19 protein-coding genes are annotated in these 18,239 nt (G+C 41.3%); 15 read left to right on the top strand and 4 right to left on the bottom strand.

The genetic code is table 11. The annotated features are described in order from the left end of the window. Positions 1-2: 2 nt before the first annotated feature. The 3 genes from HDC92_RS22145 to HDC92_RS22135 are packed head-to-tail and all read right to left on the bottom strand — an operon-like array spanning position 3 to position 2,384. Positions 3-884, bottom strand: a complete 882-nt coding sequence (locus HDC92_RS22145) for a class I SAM-dependent methyltransferase (protein WP_015809265.1) — start codon at positions 882-884, stop codon at positions 3-5. Positions 885-900: 16 nt separating this feature from the next. Beyond that, on the bottom strand, positions 901-1,653 hold the full coding sequence (locus HDC92_RS22140; protein WP_015809264.1) for an ABC transporter ATP-binding protein: 753 nt from the start codon (positions 1,651-1,653) through the stop codon (positions 901-903). Continuing rightward, positions 1,650-2,384, bottom strand: coding sequence for an MlaE family ABC transporter permease (locus HDC92_RS22135; RefSeq protein ID WP_015809263.1), 735 nt, complete (start codon positions 2,382-2,384; stop codon positions 1,650-1,652). The genes HDC92_RS22140 and HDC92_RS22135 overlap by 4 nt, the downstream gene beginning before the upstream one ends. A gap of 162 nt (positions 2,385-2,546) precedes the next feature. Here HDC92_RS22135 and HDC92_RS22130 point away from each other — a divergent pair, with 162 nt between their 5' ends. The 8 genes from HDC92_RS22130 to HDC92_RS22095 all read left to right on the top strand — a co-directional run bounded on the left by HDC92_RS22130 (position 2,547) and on the right by HDC92_RS22095 (position 9,913). After that, positions 2,547-3,236, top strand: a complete 690-nt coding sequence (locus HDC92_RS22130) for an SDR family oxidoreductase (RefSeq protein WP_183877146.1) — start codon at positions 2,547-2,549, stop codon at positions 3,234-3,236. A 22-nt stretch (positions 3,237-3,258) separates the two neighbouring features. Continuing rightward, positions 3,259-3,993, top strand: a complete 735-nt coding sequence (locus HDC92_RS22125; protein ID WP_183877145.1) for a PspC domain-containing protein — start codon at positions 3,259-3,261, stop codon at positions 3,991-3,993. A gap of 2 nt (positions 3,994-3,995) precedes the next feature. Continuing rightward, positions 3,996-4,931 carry a LiaF transmembrane domain-containing protein gene (locus tag HDC92_RS22120; protein WP_183877144.1) on the top strand — a complete coding sequence of 312 codons (936 nt, stop codon included), beginning with the start codon at positions 3,996-3,998 and terminating at the stop codon, positions 4,929-4,931. Continuing rightward, a complete protein-coding gene (locus HDC92_RS22115; protein ID WP_183877143.1) occupies positions 4,932-5,549 on the top strand; it encodes an RDD family protein in 618 nt (205 codons plus the stop codon). It abuts the gene before it with no gap. A gap of 61 nt (positions 5,550-5,610) precedes the next feature. Further along, entirely contained in the window at positions 5,611-7,545 is a 1,935-nt protein-coding gene (ispG, locus tag HDC92_RS22110) for a (E)-4-hydroxy-3-methylbut-2-enyl-diphosphate synthase (RefSeq protein WP_183877142.1), read from the top strand. A 208-nt stretch (positions 7,546-7,753) separates the two neighbouring features. Continuing rightward, positions 7,754-8,344, top strand: coding sequence for a TetR/AcrR family transcriptional regulator (locus HDC92_RS22105; RefSeq protein ID WP_183877141.1), 591 nt, complete (start codon positions 7,754-7,756; stop codon positions 8,342-8,344). 35 nt (positions 8,345-8,379) lie between these two features. Then, complete coding sequence (locus HDC92_RS22100) at positions 8,380-8,604, top strand: hypothetical protein (protein ID WP_183877140.1); 225 nt, start codon at positions 8,380-8,382, stop codon at positions 8,602-8,604. A gap of 46 nt (positions 8,605-8,650) precedes the next feature. Then, positions 8,651-9,913: an MFS transporter gene (locus tag HDC92_RS22095; protein ID WP_183877139.1), complete on the top strand. Its 1,263-nt coding sequence runs from the start codon at positions 8,651-8,653 to the stop codon at positions 9,911-9,913. Here HDC92_RS22095 and HDC92_RS22090 read toward each other — a convergent pair. Then, positions 9,903-10,724 (bottom strand): alpha/beta hydrolase family protein, encoded by an 822-nt coding sequence (locus HDC92_RS22090; RefSeq protein ID WP_183877138.1) that lies wholly within the window; start codon positions 10,722-10,724, stop codon positions 9,903-9,905. The two genes, HDC92_RS22095 and HDC92_RS22090, sit on opposite strands and share 11 nt — an antisense overlap. A gap of 171 nt (positions 10,725-10,895) precedes the next feature. Here HDC92_RS22090 and hemA point away from each other — a divergent pair, with 171 nt between their 5' ends. From hemA to HDC92_RS22055, 7 genes are read left to right on the top strand one after another with little or no spacing between them, the layout of a single operon-like run. Then, the gene (gene hemA, locus HDC92_RS22085) at positions 10,896-12,125 is read left to right on the top strand and encodes a glutamyl-tRNA reductase (protein ID WP_183877137.1); all 1,230 of its coding nucleotides are present in this window, start codon (positions 10,896-10,898) and stop codon (positions 12,123-12,125) included. 24 nt (positions 12,126-12,149) lie between these two features. After that, positions 12,150-13,730 carry a hydroxymethylbilane synthase gene (hemC, locus tag HDC92_RS22080; RefSeq protein ID WP_183877136.1) on the top strand — a complete coding sequence of 527 codons (1,581 nt, stop codon included), beginning with the start codon at positions 12,150-12,152 and terminating at the stop codon, positions 13,728-13,730. Positions 13,731-13,737: 7 nt separating this feature from the next. After that, positions 13,738-14,706, top strand: a complete 969-nt coding sequence (gene hemB, locus HDC92_RS22075; RefSeq protein ID WP_183877135.1) for a porphobilinogen synthase — start codon at positions 13,738-13,740, stop codon at positions 14,704-14,706. Positions 14,707-14,726: 20 nt separating this feature from the next. After that, positions 14,727-16,100 carry a glutamate-1-semialdehyde 2,1-aminomutase gene (gene hemL, locus HDC92_RS22070; protein ID WP_015809250.1) on the top strand — a complete coding sequence of 458 codons (1,374 nt, stop codon included), beginning with the start codon at positions 14,727-14,729 and terminating at the stop codon, positions 16,098-16,100. A 32-nt stretch (positions 16,101-16,132) separates the two neighbouring features. Then, positions 16,133-16,999 carry a sensor histidine kinase gene (locus tag HDC92_RS22065; protein ID WP_036674225.1) on the top strand — a complete coding sequence of 289 codons (867 nt, stop codon included), beginning with the start codon at positions 16,133-16,135 and terminating at the stop codon, positions 16,997-16,999. A 2-nt stretch (positions 17,000-17,001) separates the two neighbouring features. Continuing rightward, entirely contained in the window at positions 17,002-17,706 is a 705-nt protein-coding gene (locus HDC92_RS22060) for a response regulator transcription factor (RefSeq protein ID WP_015809248.1), read from the top strand. Next, complete coding sequence (locus tag HDC92_RS22055; protein ID WP_183877134.1) at positions 17,706-18,221, top strand: hypothetical protein; 516 nt, start codon at positions 17,706-17,708, stop codon at positions 18,219-18,221. Before HDC92_RS22060 ends, HDC92_RS22055 begins: the two co-directional genes overlap by 1 nt. Positions 18,222-18,239: the final 18 nt, after the last annotated feature.

Here is an 18,239-nt window from a genome sequence, read left to right as displayed (position 1 = left end):
AATCAGAAACTATTGAATTTACCGAAAACCCCAAGCGGTAGTTTAATGCCGGATGTGGCCTGTAAATACAGTTCGCCGGTTTCGAGGTTTTTAACCTGAGGAAAGGAGGTTTTAATTAAATTTTCAACAATCACAGATGAAAAGCCAAGCGAATAGGTGTTCAGGATTAAAAAGTGTTCCTGCTCATCCAGCAGTTGTACCACTTCCAGCATCATTTCCTGGATATGGTCTTCCAGTTTCCATTTTTCGCCATTTGGGCCGTGGCCAAATGCTGGAGGATCTAAAATGATTCCATTATATTTTTTGCCACGTTTAAGCTCTCTTTTTACAAATTTCAGGGCATCTTCAACTACCCACCTCACATCTTTCAGCTTAGAAAGTTCCTGATTTTCGTTTGCCCAGTTTACAACCTGTTTTATCGAGTCTACATGTGTGGTATCCGCACCGGCAGCTTTGGCAATTAAAGAGGCCGCACCGGTATAGGCAAAAAGGTTCAATACCTTAGGTACCGGAGTTTTAAATTTTTTAATAGAGGATGAGATATAGTCCCAGTTTACTGCCTGTTCGGGGAATACGCCGACGTGTTTAAACGAGGTAAGGCCCAAACGCAGGTTTATGGTTACGTCATTATTGGCATATTCTACATTCCACCTGTCAGGCAACTTTACCGAATTTTTGATCCACTCTCCTGAAGTGGCCGACCGACCCTTAAAGCGGATGTGAGTTTGTTTTTTCCATTCCTGATCAGACAATGTCTTTTTCCATACGGCCTGGGGCTCTGGCCTGGACAAGACCAAATTGCCAAAGCGTTCTAATTTTTCAAAATCACCACAATCAATTAACTCATAATCTTTCCAGTGTGTGGGGGTTAGCAGGCTTATCATAAAAATGGGGTATGTATTAAAATTTTCCTTTGGCAGCCTTCATAAAGCGGCTGGCAAAAACAAAGTCGTTTAGTTCCTGAACATCAGTATGGGCAATTTCTTTATTGGAACCTTCCCAGAATTTTTTACCCTCATGAAGAAAGAGGATGTAATCGCCGATTCCCATTACCGAGTTCATATCATGGGTAACTACAATTGTTGTGGTATTGTACTCTTCGGTTAGCTCCTTGATCAGTTCATCAATTACGATAGATGTTTTAGGATCAAGGCCGGAATTGGGCTCATCAACAAATAAATATTTTGGGTTCATCGCAATGGCACGGGCAATACCCACACGCTTTTTCATCCCTCCCGAAAGCTCTGCAGGAAAAAGTTTGTTCTTACCTTCCAGGTTTACCCTTTCCAGGCAAAAGTTTACCCTTTCCAGTTTTTCCTTACGGCTTTGTTCGGTAAACATATTTAAAGGGAACATGATGTTCTCTTCAACTGTCATGGAATCGAACAGGGCAGAACCCTGGAAAAGCATGCCAATCTCTTTCCTGATCTCGATCTTTTCTTCAAAGTTCATAGTGGTAAATTCGCGGCTATCATATTCTACACTACCTTCTTCGGGCTGGTGCAGGCCTATCATACACTTTAGCAGGGTGGTTTTACCAGATCCTGATCCGCCAATGATCAAGTTGGTTACTCCAGCTTCAAACTTGCCTGATATACCCTTGAGTACTTCGTTATCACCAAACGATTTATGGATATCTTTAATTTCGATCATAGCAATAACTGGGTTACAATGTAATCACAGGCCAGGATAGAGATACAGCTGACTACTACTGCCCTTGTACTGGCCTGCGCAACTTCCAAAGCGCCCCCTTTTACATAAAAACCTTCATAAGCGGGTACAGAGGTAATGATAAAACCAAAAACAAATGCCTTAACCAGGGCAACGGTAATGGTATAAGGATTGAAATCTGTGGTGATACCCTGGATATATTCGGCAGGGGATACCGCGCCGGATAAGGTACCACCAATATAACCACCGGTGATGCTTAAAAACATAGACATGATAACCAGTAAGGGTACCATAGTAATGCCTGCAATAATTTTAGGGAGGATGAGGTAACCTGGAGAATTGATGCCCATAATCTCTAAGGCATCGATCTGTTCACTTACCCGCATGGTCCCGATCTCGGAAGAAATGGCTGACCCGATTTTACCGGCAAGCACAATGGCACTGATGGTAGGGCTAAGCTCAAGTATACTGGAGTCGCGGTTTACAGAGCCAATAATCGTTTTAGGTATGAAATCGCTAACCAGCTGGAAAGCAATTTGTAACGTCATTACCGCACCAATAAAAGTAGATATAATGGCAATCAGGCCTAAAGAGCCAACGCCGATAAAATCCATTTGTTTAAAAATAGCTTTCAGGTATATTTTAAATTTTTCAGGTCTTCTAAATACGGCCTTCAGTAAAAGGAGGTATCTGCCAAAATTGGTAAAATTCATTCAATGAAATATTAACTACAGTATTTACGCAATGTTCATACAAAGAAACAATAAAAAGTTGAAACCTTCACAAGCCGATATTTTTCTAACAAATCTTTTGCTGCTAAGTTTTAGGCTATGTCAGTTTTTTGTAATATTGTGGCTGATCAAACAAGTATAACAATGAATGCAATCATAACCGGAGCCACCAGGGGTATTGGAAAAGCCATTGCGCTTAAACTGGCAGAACATGGATATAACCTTGCCGTATGTTCAAGAAACAGCCAGGAGCTGGAAAAATTTGCTGAAGAGCTGAAACATACAGGGGCGCGCATCCTCACCATTAAAGCAGATTGCAGTGTTAAAGCTGATGTATATGCCTTTTGCGATGCTGTGCGCGAACAATTTGGTACTGTGGATGTTTTAGTAAACAATGCAGGGACATATTTACCTGGGCTTTTGCTCGATGAAGCCGATGACAGGCTGGAAATACAGTTAAATTTAAACCTGAATGCTGCTTATTATTTGTCCAAATACTTTGGTAAAATGATGCGGGAACGAGCTTCAGGGCATATCTTTAACATCTGCTCTATTGCCTCGAAAGCTGTTGTAGAAAATGGGGGCAGTTATTCTGTAACTAAATCGGCCTTGCTTAGTCTTAATGATGTATTGAGAGAGGAATTATCAAAACACAACGTTAAAGTGACCGCGATATTACCCGGTTCTACATTAACTTCATCCTGGGAGGGAACAACAATCCCGGCTGAACGTTTTGTACTACCAGAAGACATTGCCAGTAGCTTATACACTGTTTTAAACTTAAGTAAAGGTGTAAATGTTGATGAGATCGTTTTAAAGCCGGTACAGTTTTAAAAACAACAGGAGGGAAATTATCATGGAAAAGAGATTATTTAGAAATGAACACGACAAGGTAATTGCAGGCGTATCATCTGGTGTTGCCGAGTATATGGAGGTGGATGTGACCATTATCAGATTACTGTTTGTGCTTTCGACTATCTTCTTAGTGGGTACGGGAATTTTGGTTTATGTGATCATGTGGATCGTTGTGCCGGTAAATAATGATCCGGCAGCTCGCTTCTCAAAATTTAATGAATTTTTTAAGGGGCAGCAAAATCCATTTCAGGCATCAAATCCGTTTGAGCCGCAAAAGAAAACAACAGAAAATACCGGGCCCTTTCAGAACCGGACTTCTTCAGGTCTAAATGATACAGGTGTAGGTAATGAAAGTTTTGAGTCATGGAAAAAATCTGGTGATTTTAAACCTTACAAGAAAAATAACAATGAAACCGGACGTACCGTTGCAGGTTTGTTTTTGCTGGTTATAGGAGTGTACTTTTTTATGGATGAGTTTGACTTGATCCCTTTTCATTTTCAGCTTACTAAGCTCTGGCCCCTGGTATTTGTAGCGATAGGTGCAAGTTTTATCATCAGGGCCAAAAATAAAAATGCCTGGGAAAACTGGAAAGAGCAAAATATGCAGCCCCAGGAAAATTCAGGAAACACAGCGGATGCACCCGGTGCAAATGTAAATCCAGTAAAACCTGAAGACCCAGATGCATCCGAAGGCAACACCGGAAGTAGTATTGATTTTACAAAAAAGGAAATATAGTTATGAAGCTGGACAGAATAATGTGGGGTATCATTCTGCTTTTTATTGGTGGAGTGCTTCTTTTGGAAAATTTCGGGATAATTAACTTTTACTGGTGGAGTGTGTGGCGTTTCTGGCCTATATTTCTGATCATCGCTGGTGTAAACATCCTTTTTAACAGAAATAAATCACAGATCGGGAGTATTGTATCTATCGTTGTTTTGCTGATTACCCTAGTCCTGCTTTTTTTTAAGGGTCAGGAAGTACCTGCCCATAAAAAACGTGTATCGACAGAACAGCGTATAGACGGTGGTGATGGCGATATGGAAGATGTTGTGGAGCAGACCTTCAGTCAGCCCTACACCGATTCTGTACCTGCCAGAACCGTTCTGAACATATCAGGTGGCGGGACCTCTTTCGATCTAAAAGGCCATACAGATAGTCTGATTAGTGCTACTGTTCAGAGAAGAGGTGGGGCGTTCTCTTTAAAAAATGAATTTGCAGATAGTGTGCGTACTTTATCCTTTAAGATGAAGGGCAACAGCAGCTGGAATGTAGGTGATGGAGGTAACAATGTAGATTTAATGTTAAATACCCTGCCGGTTTGGGAAATTCATGTAAATATGGGAGCCGGAGAGGTTGATTTCGACCTCTCATCTTATAAAGTACGGGAATTTAGTTTTGATGGTGGTGCCGCTGCGCTGGATGTGAAACTCGGAAATACTTTACCCATTACCGATGTGAAAGTGAAAACTGGGATTGCCGATGTGAAAATAAACATCCCTATGGCATCCGGTTGCAGGATAAAAGCGAAGACAGGACTTTCTTCCAGGGCGTTTACCGGCTTTACTAAAAAAGCTGACGGTACTTTTGAAACCTCGAATTATAGCGCTTCGACTAATAAAATATTTATTAATCTTGACGGTGGATTGAGTAGCTTTGAGGTGAAAAGATATTAAGTGGATCCCAACGATAGTGAATATACTGTAGTCATCAATGGAAAGCCTGAGGGGCCGTATAGGCTAGATCAGTTAAAAATATTGCACATTGAGACCGGAACTTTTATCAGAAAGCCGGGTATGGACGATTATAAAGAAGCGCACGAGTTCCCGGAACTGCGTGCGCTTCTTGGGTTTACCTATCAACAAACTGCTCCGCAGTATTTTGCTGCTTTCGATCAGCGGCTGCTGGCCTGTGTAATTGATTATTTTTTTATATTCACGGCATACGTACTGCTGATCCTGGTCAGTTTTATTTTTGTGGAAGAAAAAGCCCAGCGCATCATGATAGCCCTGTCGGGAAGCCCCTTAATTCTGGTTGCTAAATTCTTTTATGGCAGCATTACCGAGGCTTCTGAAAAACAGGCCGGACTTGGAAAACGCCTGATGAATATCAGGGTGACAGATTTAAATGGTAATCGCATCAGCTTAAACAGAGCTTATGCCCGCAACCTGGCTAAATTATTGTCAACAGCCCCTTTCTTTTTTGGATACCTTTATAGTTTCCTGAATAAAAAACTACAGTGTTTTCACGATATCGTATCGGATACCCTGGTGATAAAGGACAGGCTCATATAAGCGGTATCCTTAGCGTACAGTTATGATTTAATCTTTATCTTTGCAGCAGATTTTGATAGTCATGGAAGATACAGTATTATATTCAAGGTTTTTAACACGTGAAGTTGCCATAGGAGATGTCCCAATGGGTGGTTTAAACCCCATCCGTATTCAGTCTATGACTACTACAGATACCATGGATACCATAGGCACCGTGGAGCAGACCATCAGAATGGTGAATTCCGGTTGCGAATATGTACGGATTACTGCCCCAAGTATGAAAGAGGCAGAAAACCTGGCCAATATTAAAAAGGAACTGAGGTTAAGGGGATATAACGTGCCCCTCGTAGCTGATATACATTTTACCCCGAATGCAGCAGAAGCAGCAGCACGGATAGTAGAAAAGGTAAGGGTAAACCCAGGTAATTATGCCGATAAAAAACGCTTTGAAAATATTGAATATACCCATCAGGCTTATCAGGCTGAACTGGATCGCATCTATAAGAAATTTACACCTTTAGTAAAGATCTGTAAAGAATATGGTACAGCCATGCGCATTGGCACCAACCATGGCTCGCTTTCCGACCGCATCATGAGCCATTATGGAGATACTCCCCGTGGCATGGTAGAATCGGCCATGGAGTTCATCCGTATGTGCGAAGACCTGAACTACTACAACCTGGTCATTTCTATGAAAGCCAGTAATACCCAGGTAATGGTAGAGGCCTACAGGCTGTTGGTAGAAACTATGGTAAAAGAAGGTATGAATTATCCTTTGCACCTGGGAGTTACGGAGGCCGGTGACGGTGAAGACGGACGGATCAAATCGGCGGTGGGCATTGGTACCTTACTTGAAGATGGTCTTGGTGATACGATCAGGGTCTCTTTAACTGAAGATCCTGAATTTGAGGCACCTGTTGCCAAAGCACTGGCAATGAGATATGAAAAGCGTGCCCTTGATCTGTATGGAAAAATGCTGTTCAGTGAAACAAAAACCATTGTTCCCGGGCAGCTTCCTTACTCTCCTTTCGAATACCAGAGAAGAGTTACAGTTCCGGTACAGCACATTGGGGGACATTTTCACCCGGCGGTAATGCTGGATGTTAGCCATGAAAATTTAAAGGATCCTTACTTTCTGGCTGCTGTGGGTTATCAATACAGTGCCGGACTGGATAAGTACAATATGGCCGATCAGGCCTGTGATATAGTTTACCTGGGCGATCAACTGCCCTCATTTTCTTTTCCCGGAAACTTAAAGCAGGTATATAACTACAGTACCTGGCTTTCCCTAAAGGACAAGAACAACTGCCATCCTTTGCTTTCCTATGATGAATATCTGTCAGGGGAGCTTCATGATGAGCAATTAAACCTGGTTAAAATTACTGCAGAAAATGCGCTGCAGATCGATCTTTCTGCTTTAAAAGATAAAGTAGTACTCGTATTGGAAACTTCATCATTAAATGGGGTGGCTGCTCAACGGGCATTTTTCAATGCGCTGATAGAAAAAGGGCTGCAGATACCGGTTATCATTAAACGCAGTTATACTGCTGTTAATACCGATGACCTGATGTTATATGCTGCAACGGATATGGGTGCATTGTTAACGGACGGAATGGGGGACGGGGTGTGGATTGATGCTGATGCTTTGCTGGGTTTGTCTTTAATTAATGCTACCAGTTTCGGAATTTTGCAGGCCACACGTACCCGTATCTCTAAAACAGAATACATTTCATGTCCAAGCTGCGGAAGGACGTTGTTCGATTTACAGGAAACCACGCAGTTGATCCGTTCCCGTACTGACCATTTAAAGGGTATCAAGATTGGCATTATGGGCTGTATCGTAAATGGTCCTGGTGAAATGGCAGATGCAGATTATGGTTATGTAGGGACCGGACCCGATAAAATAACATTATACCGCGGTAAGGAAGTGGTGAAAAAGAATGTAAATGCTGCCCGGGCACTGGATGATTTGATCGATTTGATCAAGGAGGATGGAAATTGGGTTCAAAAAGTGTAAAAATAATCGTTTAATTTCCTTGCAAAACCAGAATTATTCTTCATCCTGAAGTCCGATCCGGTTGCCTTCGCTGTCTGTGATCATAGCAATCGGTGATGTAAAACAAGGAATTGCAGGCAACTACAAAAAGCCAAATCTGCAAATATATGAAAATAAATTTTATAAATGAATGAATATTCATTTATATTTGTATCGCAATTAAAACACTATGCGTGCAAGGGATTTAAATAAAGTAGAACTGGTTAAACAAAAAGCGATAGAGCTATTAGTTGAGGTTGGTTTTGAGGGTTTTACGATGAATAAGCTTGCTAAGGCCTGCAAAATATCTGTGGCAACCTTATACATTTATTATCAGGACAAGGACGACCTGATCTTAAAGGTAGGTATAGAGGAAGTAGAACGGATGAGTGCGATCATGCTGGAAAACTTTGACCCTGAGAGTTCATTTGAAGAAGGATTAAAACAGCAGTGGAAAAACAGGGCGAAATGTTTGTTTGAAAACCCATGGTCCGCACAGATGATAGAACAGCTGCGTACTTCTACCTACCAGTTAAAGGTTTTAGAAGTTTTTGGGAAGAACTTTAAAGAACCTCTTGGTAAGTTTATGCACAATTCCATTGAAAGGGGAGAAATTGACCAAATGCCTTTTGAAACTTATTGGAGTATAGCTTTTGCGCCTTTGTATAACCTGATCAGGTTCCATAATGAGGGGCAGAGTTTAGGCGGAAAACCATTTGTGCTGACAGATGAAATTCTTTGGAAAACATTTGAGCTGGTAATTAAAGCTTTAAAAAAATAAATGGCCGCAAAGGCCGGAGAACTAAAACTACAATTATGGACATCAATATTGAACATATTTTGCTTTTTAAAACGGATATACGTACGGAAGGAGATAAACGCTATATCGGTAAGATCATGGAAGAATACCAGATTGATCAGTGGACGGTCGATTTGCAGGATATAGACTGCGTACTGCGCATCGTATCACCTACCCTTAAGCGCGAAGAAGTGATTAAACTGGTTGCAGAAAATGGCTACCATTGCGAGGAACTTATTTAACACCTCTCTTAATTTTAAACAAAAACTGATTTAACCCTGATCAACAATGCAACAACCTCAAAAAAATATAGCCGAACCCTTTAGTTCTTACCAACTGCTGGTTATTGCCTTGCTGGCTTTACTGCAGTTTACAATTGTACTGGACTTTATGGTACTTGCGCCACTTGGCGACTTTTTAATGAAATCGTTATCCATGAGCCCGAAAGGTTTTGGATTGGTCGTCTCTTCCTATGCTTTTAGTGCAGGTGCTTCAGGAATTATGGCTGCCGGTTTTGCCGATAAATTTGACCGTAAAAAGTTGCTGCTGTTTTTTTACAGCGGTTTTATTATAGGAACTTTGTGTTGTGCGCTTGCCACTAATTACGAGATGCTACTTGGTGCAAGGATTGTAACCGGTTTATTTGGTGGTGTAATCGGCGCCATCTCTATGACAATCATTACAGATATTTTTGCCGTTCACCAACGTGGCAGAGTGATGGGGGTTGTGCAGATGGGTTTCGCTGCAAGCCAGGTACTGGGTATACCCATTGGTTTGTATTTTGCCAATATATGGGGCTGGCATTCTTCATTTCTGATGATTGTGATATTGGCAATAATGATCGCAATTGCAATTCTGATCAAGATAAAACCAATTGACAAGCATCTGGCCATACAATCAGACAAAAGCGCCTTCCAGCATTTGTGGCATGCGGTTTCTAACCGTTCCTATCAGACAGGATTTATTGCAACTGCATTTATGGGTGTTGGTGGTTTTATGTTAATGCCATTTGGAAGTGCTTATCTGATCAATAACATCAACATTACTGAAGCGCAACTGCCATTGGTATTTATGTTTACCGGCCTGGCTGCTGTTGTTGTAATGCCATTAATTGGAAAATTAAGTGATAAAGTAGACAAGTTTATGGTGTTTACTGGTGGGTCATTGCTTGCAGTGGTAATGATTCTGGTATACACTAACCTTAGTCCGGTTCCATTATGGCAGGTTATCGTGATCAATATGGTCTTATTTATGGGGGTGATGAGCAGGATGATTCCTGCAACTACACTTACGATGAGCATCCCTGATCTAAAAGACAGGGGGGCTTTTATGAGTGTCAATGCTTCTATACAACAAATGGCCGGTGGTATTGCTGCGTTATGTGCTGGTTTGATCGTTACACAGAAAACAAAGAGTAGTCCACTGGAGCATTATGATACTTTAGGTATAGTGGTATCGGCACTTATACTTTTATGCATATTTTTGGTTTACCGTGTAAGTGTAATGGTGAAAAAGAAAGACGCTGTATTGAAAATCCCAGCTAAGCACTGATAAAGGCCAGGGTCTTTTCTGCAACTTCCTGCAAATGCATTGGTAGCTGATTGGCTGCATAAGGATGGGAAGCCCCATAAACATGGTTTGCGCCTTGAATTTTTTGTATTTTTGCCTTAAGCTGCTTTTGTGCCAGTTGTTGAGCAACACTAAATTTCACGTTTACATCTTCATCACCATGAAGAATAAGCCAGGGGATATGTATTTTTTTTGCTGCTCTTATGATGTCGACCTTTTCTTTGTTTTGATTAAAATCATCAAGCAGGGTGTTGTTTAATGGCATTTTTTCTTTTGTCCTGGCATTCTCTACAAAAATTTGTCCGGTTGCTGCCCATTCCTTTTCCTGTTCTTTTTTCCAGAGACTGGAGAAATCGGAAATGGCCGACCAGGTAATGAGTTTATGGATGCGGGTATCTTTTGCAGCCTGTATAATGGCCAGTCCACCACCCCTGCTGTGCCCTATCAGACTGATGGCAGCAGTTGGCCAGGTAGCCGCAACATAATCAATTACTGCATTAACATCGGTCAGTTCTTTGCTGATCGTATTGGCAGCAAAAGTTTCCATGTCCGTTACATCGTATTGATTTTGTGCGGTAACCCCACTGTGCGACAGGTTAAATTTGACATATCTGTAGCCTTTTGAGGCAAAAAAAGAAGCAATGAGGTTATGCGCCCCCCAGTCTTTAAAGCCTTTAAAGCCATGAATAAAAATTATAATGTCCTGATTTGTGTTTTTATCGTCATAAGTACAATCGCCGTAAATGGTTTTTTGGGCTGCGCCACTTATTGAAAAAAGCTCTTTTATGATCATATCTATCTACATGTATGGTGTTTAGCTCATATAACAAAATTAAAATGCGGATGTTTAACTTACCTTATTTATTTAAAATCTTTCTAAATAGCTCTTAATTACAGCATAATGACAGTGGAACAGCCTTGTCTTATTACTTTTGTTTCGCTAAAAATAACAGGATAATAAATTTTGGAATATTTAAAGATCATTGCTTTTACGCATAAACAGATTGACTTAAAATCCTTAGGTAAATTAGTGATATGTGAGCAGACATTAGACGACAGGTTGAGAAACATTCAATCCGAGTTAGGTGTTAAAGAAATATTCTATGTAGGAACGTGTAACCGGGTCGAATTCGTATTTACTTCTCCAAGTATTTTAGATAAAGATTTTATCCTGCGGTTTTTAACGGTACTGGACATGGGGCTGCCCGCACAATATATGGAGCAGTTTATTGAAAACGTATCAGTTTATGAACAGGTTGATGCATTCAATCACCTGTTGCGGACCTCCTGCTCACTCGAAAGCCTGGTTGTCGGAGAGAAAGAGATCCTGGCACAGATCCGCAAAGCTTATGAAGCTTGTCGTGTAGCCGGATTTACCGGTGATTATATGCGAATGATCATGAACCGGGTGGTCAAAACAGCCAAAGAAGTATATACACATACCAATATTTCTAAGAATCCCGTCTCCATCGTTTCGCTTGCTTACCGCAAGCTGCGGGACCTTAAAATGTGTTCCAGTGAGGCCCGCTTGCTTATTGTTGGCGCAGGTGAAACCAACAAACTCCTGGCACAATACCTTAAAAAACACAAATATTCTAACTTTTCTGTTTTCAACAGGACCCTCAAAAATGCTGAAGCCCTGGCTAAAGAGCTAAATGGCAAAGCTTATCCACTTACAGCACTTGAAGATTATAAACAGGGATTTGATGTCATCATCACTTGTACAGGTGCCACCGAACCGATCATTACTGAGGAAATTTATACAAAATTACTGAATGGTGATACAGGTAAAAAGGTAATTGTTGACCTGGCCATTCCTAATGATACCGCTGCTGAAGTGGTTAAAAACTTCCCAATACACTACATAGAGGTTGAATCTCTGAAAGAGATTGCCCGAAAAAATATTCAGGAACGCTATGATGAACTGGTGAATGCCGAACACATCATCGAACAAAACATCAAAGATTTTGAACTGGTATTGCGCCAACGCAAAATTGAAATCGCGATGAGCTGCGTTCCGCAGAAAATTAAGGAAATCAAGCATACCGCTATCAATGGTATTTTTGCTGATGAGATTGATAAGCTTGATGAAAATTCGAGGTTATTATTGGAAAAAGTGATGAATTACATGGAAAAAAAATACATCAGCGTTCCAATGGTTATGGCAAAGGAGATATTGGTAAAGAATAGCTAAATTTGCCAAAAAATTAGCATCAACGTGAAAAGACTTATTATAGGTACAAGAGGTAGCGACCTGGCTTTATGGCAAGCCAATTTCATTAAAGATAAATTAGCAGCTATCGGTGTTGAAGCTGAACTGAAGATCATCAAAACCCAGGGCGACAAAATTTTAAATCTGAGGCTCGACAAGCTTGAAGGTAAGGGGTTTTTTACGAAAGAACTGGAAGAAGAACTTCTGGGTGGTACCATCGATATTGCTGTACATTCCCATAAAGATTTACCGACGGTACATCCTGCAGGCTTAACCATTGCTGCGGTAACTGAAAGGGAAGACCCATCTGAGCTGTTGCTGATCCTTAAAGATTGTGTCAGCATCAATCATAAGCTGTCGCTGAAAAAGGGGGCTATGGTTGGAACTTCATCCAACAGGCGCAAAGCCCAGTTACTGGCGCTTCGTCCTGATTTAAATATTGAAGATTTAAGGGGCAACGTACCTACCCGCATACAAAAGTTAAGGGACGAGGATTACGATGCCATTCTACTGGCAAGAGCCGGGGTAAACCGTTTGAATATTGACCTTTCTGAATTCCATGTTGAGGTAGTAGATACTACTGAACTGGTTCCAGCTCCTGCACAGGGCGCGCTTGCCATTCAGATCAGGGAAAATGAAAATGAGCTTTTTGATATTCTGCAGCAAATAAACCATCCCGAAACTGCCGAAGAAATAGCCATTGAACGTAAAGTGCTGAACCTGTTTGAAGGAGGCTGTCATATGCCTTTAGGCTGTTATTGCAAAAAAGAAGACGGACAATATGAAGTCTGGACATCAAAGGCCGAAACAGATGAAGACTTTCCTGATCGCTTGTTTTACAGGGTAGAAAAACTGGACGGACTGGCTGAAAAGATTGTTGCCAAATTTAGTGCTGACAGGAAATTTCCGGCTAAAGTTTTTATTTCCCGCGAAGTAGGAGAGCATAATTATTTTAGAAAAGCACTTGAAAAACACCATATAGCAATAGAGGACAGATCGCTGATCCGTACTTTCCCGATCGTAACGGTACTGGATCCATTTTACTTGAAACACATAGACTGGATCTTTTTCAGCAGCAGGAACAGTGTTGATTATTTCTTTAACCTGAAACCTATGTTGCCTAAGCATGTTAAGTTTGGAGTGGCAGGACGTGGCTCTGAAGATTCACTAAGAAGAACTGGTCATTTGGCCGACTATGTGGGTGAAGGCGGGGATATAGACGAAGTGGCAGAATTATTTGCAGAAGAGGTATCTGGTAAGACGGTATTATTTCCCAGGGCACAGGATTCTTTATTAAGTATCCAGAAAGCCTTAAAACCGGACACCAAGGTGATTGACCTGCCGATTTATGAGACCGTTATTGAAGAAGATATAGACCAGACTTATGCGGATGTGCTGATATTTACCAGCCCATCTAATGTAGACGCGTATTTTGTTGACAATTTATTGGAACCAGGACAGCGGGTAATTGCAATCGGAAATTCTACAGCCAAAAAGTTTGAGGAGATGGGGGTAGATTGTATTTTACCTTATTCTCCGGATGAAATCGGTTTAGCTGAAGCTGTTTTCGGGATAGATATAAAATAATATACTTATGTTACAACGTCCACGTAGATTAAGAAAAAATCCGGTTGTGAGAGAAATGGTAGCTGAAACCCGGTTAACCAAAGACCAGTTCATCTATCCATACTTTATTGTACCTGGTAAAGATGTGGTCCGTCCGCTGGATGCGATGCCCGGAATCAGTCATTTTTCTGAAGATACATTGGTAAGAGATGTGGAGAAAGGACTAAAGCTGGGTGTAAACAAAATTATGCTGTTTGGTGTGGGTGATGAGAAAAGTGAAAATGCGGCGGCAGCTTATCACGACCATTCTTTGGTACCTTCTGCTGTCCGTATGTTAAAAAAGAACTTTGGTGATGACCTTTACGTGGTAACGGATGTTTGTGTTTGTTCTTATACTACCCACGGACATTGCGGCATTTTAAGGGATGATTATGTGCAGAATGACGAAACAGTGGAGGTTATAGCCAGAATGGGACTAACCCATGCCCAGGCTGGTGCCGATATGCTGGCTCCATCGGATATGATGGATGGGCGGGTAGCTGCAATGAGAACTGTACTGGATGGAGCGGGTTACGTAAATACTGCCATTATGTCTCACGCTACCAAATTTGCCTCAGCTTATTACGGACCTTTCAGAGAGGCAGCCGATTGTGCTCCGGGCAAGGGCGACAGGAAAGCTTACCAGATGGATTTCAGGAATGGTCATGAAGCGCTTAGGGAAGCTTTGCTGGATGAAAGCGAGGGTGCTGATGTGTTGATGGTGAAACCGGCACTGGCGTATATGGATGTGATCCAGAACCTGAAACAACATACTGATCTGCCGATTGCCTGTTACAATGTATCCGGAGAATATTCGATGGTTAAAGCTGCTGCGCAAAAAGGCTGGATAGATGAGCAAAAAGTAGTGATGGAAACTATGTATGGCTTTGCACGTGCAGGTGCAAGTATCATCACCACCTATCACATTAGGGATATGGTTGAAAAGAATTGGATATAGTGAGTTATAAAGCATAAATAATGTTAGAATCTTTAAAAAAAATGTTTTCCGGAAATGAAGGCGAAGTGCCTGTAAATACAGGCAGTAAACCGGATATTTCCAGAGAAAAGTCGGCAGAACTCTATGAAAAGGCGAAAAACTATTTCCCAGGTGGGGTAAACTCTCCGGTAAGGGCTTTTAAATCGGTTCACGGTACACCCCTCTTTATTCAAAAAGGAGATGGTTGCTTCGTTTGGGATGCAGACGGCAATCAGTTTATAGATTTTTGCGGCAGCTGGGGGCCATTGATCTTAGGTCACAATCACCCTAAAGTAAGAGAAAAAGTTACTGAAGTGATGCAGAACGGAATGAGCTTCGGTGCACCTACGGCATTGGAAAATGAGCTGGCCGAACTGATTATAAAAAATAACAGATTTGTAGAAAAAATCCGTTTTACAAGCTCTGGTACTGAAGCGGTCATGTCGGCTATCCGTTTGGCCCGGGGTTTTACTGGCAGGGACAAAATTATCAAGTTTGATGGTTGTTACCATGGCCATAGTGATTCCTTGTTGGTAAAGGCGGGATCAGGACTGGTAACTTTTGGTGAAACCTCATCAGCTGGTGTGCCGAAAGCATTTGCACAGGAAACAATAGTTTTGCCTTTAAATGATGTTGAAGCATTGAAACAGGCTTTTGAACAGTTTAAAGATGAGGTTGCCGCTGTAATCATTGAAGGTATACCAGCCAACAATGGTTTACTGATGCAGGACCAGGCTTACCTGGAATTCCTGCAGAATTTATGTAAAGCGCATAAATCCTTATTGATATTTGATGAAGTGATAACGGGTTTCAGATTGGGTTTTGAAGGTGCTGCAGCACATTATGGACTTAAACCCGATATTGTTACTTATGGCAAGATCATCGGCGGCGGACTACCGGTTGGTATGTATGGTGCATCTGCCGAAATTATGGCACACATTTCTCCTGACGGCGGAGTTTACCAGGCAGGTACCCTTTCCGGAAACCCGATAGCTATGGCAGCAGGGATTGCCCAGTTAACTGAATTGTTAAAATCGGGTTTTTACAAAGAACTGAACAATAAGGCTACAGAATTCGCAGAAAGTTTACAACGTTTTGCCACAGCAAGGAATTATAAAGTAAAAGTATTTCATGTGGGTTCTATTTTCTGGATTGCCTTTACCGATAAAGATAAGATCCAACGTGCTGATGATATAGAACACAGCAGCATGGAAAAATTTAAAATGATGCACAGAGAGTTGCTGAACAGGGGGATTTATCTGGGCCCCTCAGGCTATGAAGTTGGTTTTGTTTCTGCTGCACACACAAAGATAGAGCTGGAAAAGGCAAAAAGGGCCATATTTGACAGCCTTGATGTTGTTTTCAGGAACAAGTAAATAATGGTATATTAGCTAAAACACTGGTAATCTTGAAGAAGTCGATTGTTATATTTTATTTTATGCTGTTGTACGCTTTAGTGCAATTGATCTCCTGGGGAACGCTGGTTGTTCGGCTGGAACCTGCCAGAATGGCAATGGTGATGGGCGAAGGCTCAGTGTTTTTATTTTTACTATGTATAGGGGCCTATTTTTTACATCAGTCTATCAAAAAAGAAGAGCGTCTGCGTGAACAGCAGCAAAATTTTTTGCTCTCTGTAACGCATGAGTTAAAATCACCTTTGGCTGCTATAAAATTATCAATTCAAACCATCATCAAACGTGACCTTGATAAGGCGCGGCAGACGTCCTTACTGAGCAATTCTTTAAAAGATATTGAACGTTTGGACGACCTGGTAGAAAACATGTTATTGGCTACAAAGATAGAAAACCGCTCTTATTCCTTCCCTAAAGAGGAATTTGACTTCTCGGAGTTGGTTACCAAAATCACTGACAGGCTGCAGGTCCATTCCTGCGGATGTGAACAGTTGATTACACCGGTTATCAAACCAGGAATTAAGGTGATGGGCGATCAGTTTGCACTCTCGTCGGTAGTGACTAACCTGGTCGAAAATGCAGTAAAGTATTCGGGTCCCTGCGCTGATGTGGCGGTTGAACTGACAGAAAAAGACGGCCATCCTTTTTTAAGGGTAGCTGACAAAGGGCCTGGTATTCCCGACAGTGAAAAGATGCTGATTTTCGATAAATTTTACCGGGTTGGTGATGAGAATGTCAGAAAATCAAAAGGAACGGGTTTAGGCCTGTTTATTGTTAAGGAAGTATTACAAAGCCACGACGCTGATATCAGCGTTAGAGATAACGTACCGCAAGGTGCTATTTTTGAAATAACATTTAGTTGATTATGCAACAGAAATTAAGAATACTGCTGGTTGAAGATGAAGATCACTTATTGGATGCCATAAAATTGAACCTTGAGCTTGAAGGTTATAAAGTACATGCCGTAAAAGATGGTAAAACTGCGTTGAAAGTTTTTAAAGAAGAACGCTTTAATCTCATCATTCTGGATGTAATGCTCCCTGAAATGGACGGTTTCCAGGTATGTGAAACCATCAGGCTGGAAAATACAGAAGTGCCCATTCTTTTTTTAACGGCTAAAAATACCAGCGAAGACAGGGTAATGGGCCTGAAAAAAGGTGCCGATGATTACCTGGTAAAACCTTTTAACCTGGAAGAACTGATCCTGAGGGTTGGTATCCTGGTAAAACGCAGTATGAAAGCGGATGACTTAAAAGAAATCAATTCCTATAAAATTGGCGACAAAACTATTTATTTCAATTCATTTGAACTGAAACAGGATGATGGGGTGATTGTACCTCTGACCAAAAAAGAGACCATGCTTTTAAAACTGCTGATTGAGCGTAAAAATGAGGCCGTGTCCCGCGAGCAGATTTTAGAGACCGTATGGAACTATGATGTTTATCCATCTACAAGAACTATAGATAACTTTATTCTGACGTTCCGCAAGTATTTTGAACCCGATCAGAAAAACCCTGTTTATTTTCACTCCATCAGAGGTGTAGGCTATAAGTTCACAGATATTCACTAATGTATAATTCAAAAGGCAGGTATGCCCTGATGGCGCTTTTTGCCATCGCAGCTTTGGTATGCCTTTTTTATGTTCAATATCAGCTGGCTGCACTGGCCGGCTTTTTGTTTGCCTTTGTAATACGGAGCCATTTTAAGCACAGTTCCATTTTACTGGCCTCAAAACATTTTAAGAACGGTAATTATGTACGTGCCGAAGCTTTGCTGGCAGAGGTACCAAACCCCGACAGACTTGCCAGAAACAGACGTGGATATTATGAATTTATGCGGGCCAATATTGCTCTAAAAAAGGAAGATTATGAACTGGCCGAACATCATTTTCAGATTGCCAGCCGCTTTCCGCTGGGTGGAAAAAACGACAAAGCTTTTGTACTGATCCATCTGGCCAACCTGGCTTTAAGAAAAAAGGACAAGGAACGCTGTACCGCATATTTGAGCAAAGCCAGGGAATTGGCTATAACTTCCAAATCGCAGGATATTATCAATAAAATAGAAAAAGAAGCATACAGCTTATAAAAAAATAGAAGACAAATC

It is taken from the genome of Pedobacter sp. AK017 (genome assembly GCF_014200825.1).
Lineage (GTDB): Bacteria > Bacteroidota > Bacteroidia > Sphingobacteriales > Sphingobacteriaceae > Pedobacter > Pedobacter heparinus.
This window is presented reverse-complemented; position numbering and strand designations above follow the sequence as displayed.

What these genes read in the sequence shown, in the direction of transcription:
- HDC92_RS22130 (WP_183877146.1), top strand. Translation starts at nt 2,547, where the DNA reads ATGAATGCAATCATAACCGGAGCCACCAGGGGTATTGGAAAAGCCATT.
- HDC92_RS22140 (WP_015809264.1), bottom strand. Translation starts at nt 1,653, where the DNA reads ATGATCGAAATTAAAGATATCCATAAATCGTTTGGTGATAACGAAGTA.
- hemB (WP_183877135.1), top strand. Translation starts at nt 13,738, where the DNA reads ATGTTACAACGTCCACGTAGATTAAGAAAAAATCCGGTTGTGAGAGAA.
- HDC92_RS22090 (WP_183877138.1), bottom strand. Translation starts at nt 10,724, where the DNA reads ATGATCATAAAAGAGCTTTTTTCAATAAGTGGCGCAGCCCAAAAAACC.
- ispG (WP_183877142.1), top strand. Translation starts at nt 5,611, where the DNA reads ATGGAAGATACAGTATTATATTCAAGGTTTTTAACACGTGAAGTTGCC.
- HDC92_RS22100 (WP_183877140.1), top strand. Translation starts at nt 8,380, where the DNA reads ATGGACATCAATATTGAACATATTTTGCTTTTTAAAACGGATATACGT.
- HDC92_RS22125 (WP_183877145.1), top strand. Translation starts at nt 3,259, where the DNA reads ATGGAAAAGAGATTATTTAGAAATGAACACGACAAGGTAATTGCAGGC.
- HDC92_RS22060 (WP_015809248.1), top strand. Translation starts at nt 17,002, where the DNA reads ATGCAACAGAAATTAAGAATACTGCTGGTTGAAGATGAAGATCACTTA.
- HDC92_RS22120 (WP_183877144.1), top strand. Translation starts at nt 3,996, where the DNA reads ATGAAGCTGGACAGAATAATGTGGGGTATCATTCTGCTTTTTATTGGT.
- hemL (WP_015809250.1), top strand. Translation starts at nt 14,727, where the DNA reads ATGTTAGAATCTTTAAAAAAAATGTTTTCCGGAAATGAAGGCGAAGTG.
- HDC92_RS22135 (WP_015809263.1), bottom strand. Translation starts at nt 2,384, where the DNA reads ATGAATTTTACCAATTTTGGCAGATACCTCCTTTTACTGAAGGCCGTA.
- HDC92_RS22105 (WP_183877141.1), top strand. Translation starts at nt 7,754, where the DNA reads ATGCGTGCAAGGGATTTAAATAAAGTAGAACTGGTTAAACAAAAAGCG.
- HDC92_RS22055 (WP_183877134.1), top strand. Translation starts at nt 17,706, where the DNA reads ATGTATAATTCAAAAGGCAGGTATGCCCTGATGGCGCTTTTTGCCATC.
- HDC92_RS22145 (WP_015809265.1), bottom strand. Translation starts at nt 884, where the DNA reads ATGATAAGCCTGCTAACCCCCACACACTGGAAAGATTATGAGTTAATT.
- HDC92_RS22095 (WP_183877139.1), top strand. Translation starts at nt 8,651, where the DNA reads ATGCAACAACCTCAAAAAAATATAGCCGAACCCTTTAGTTCTTACCAA.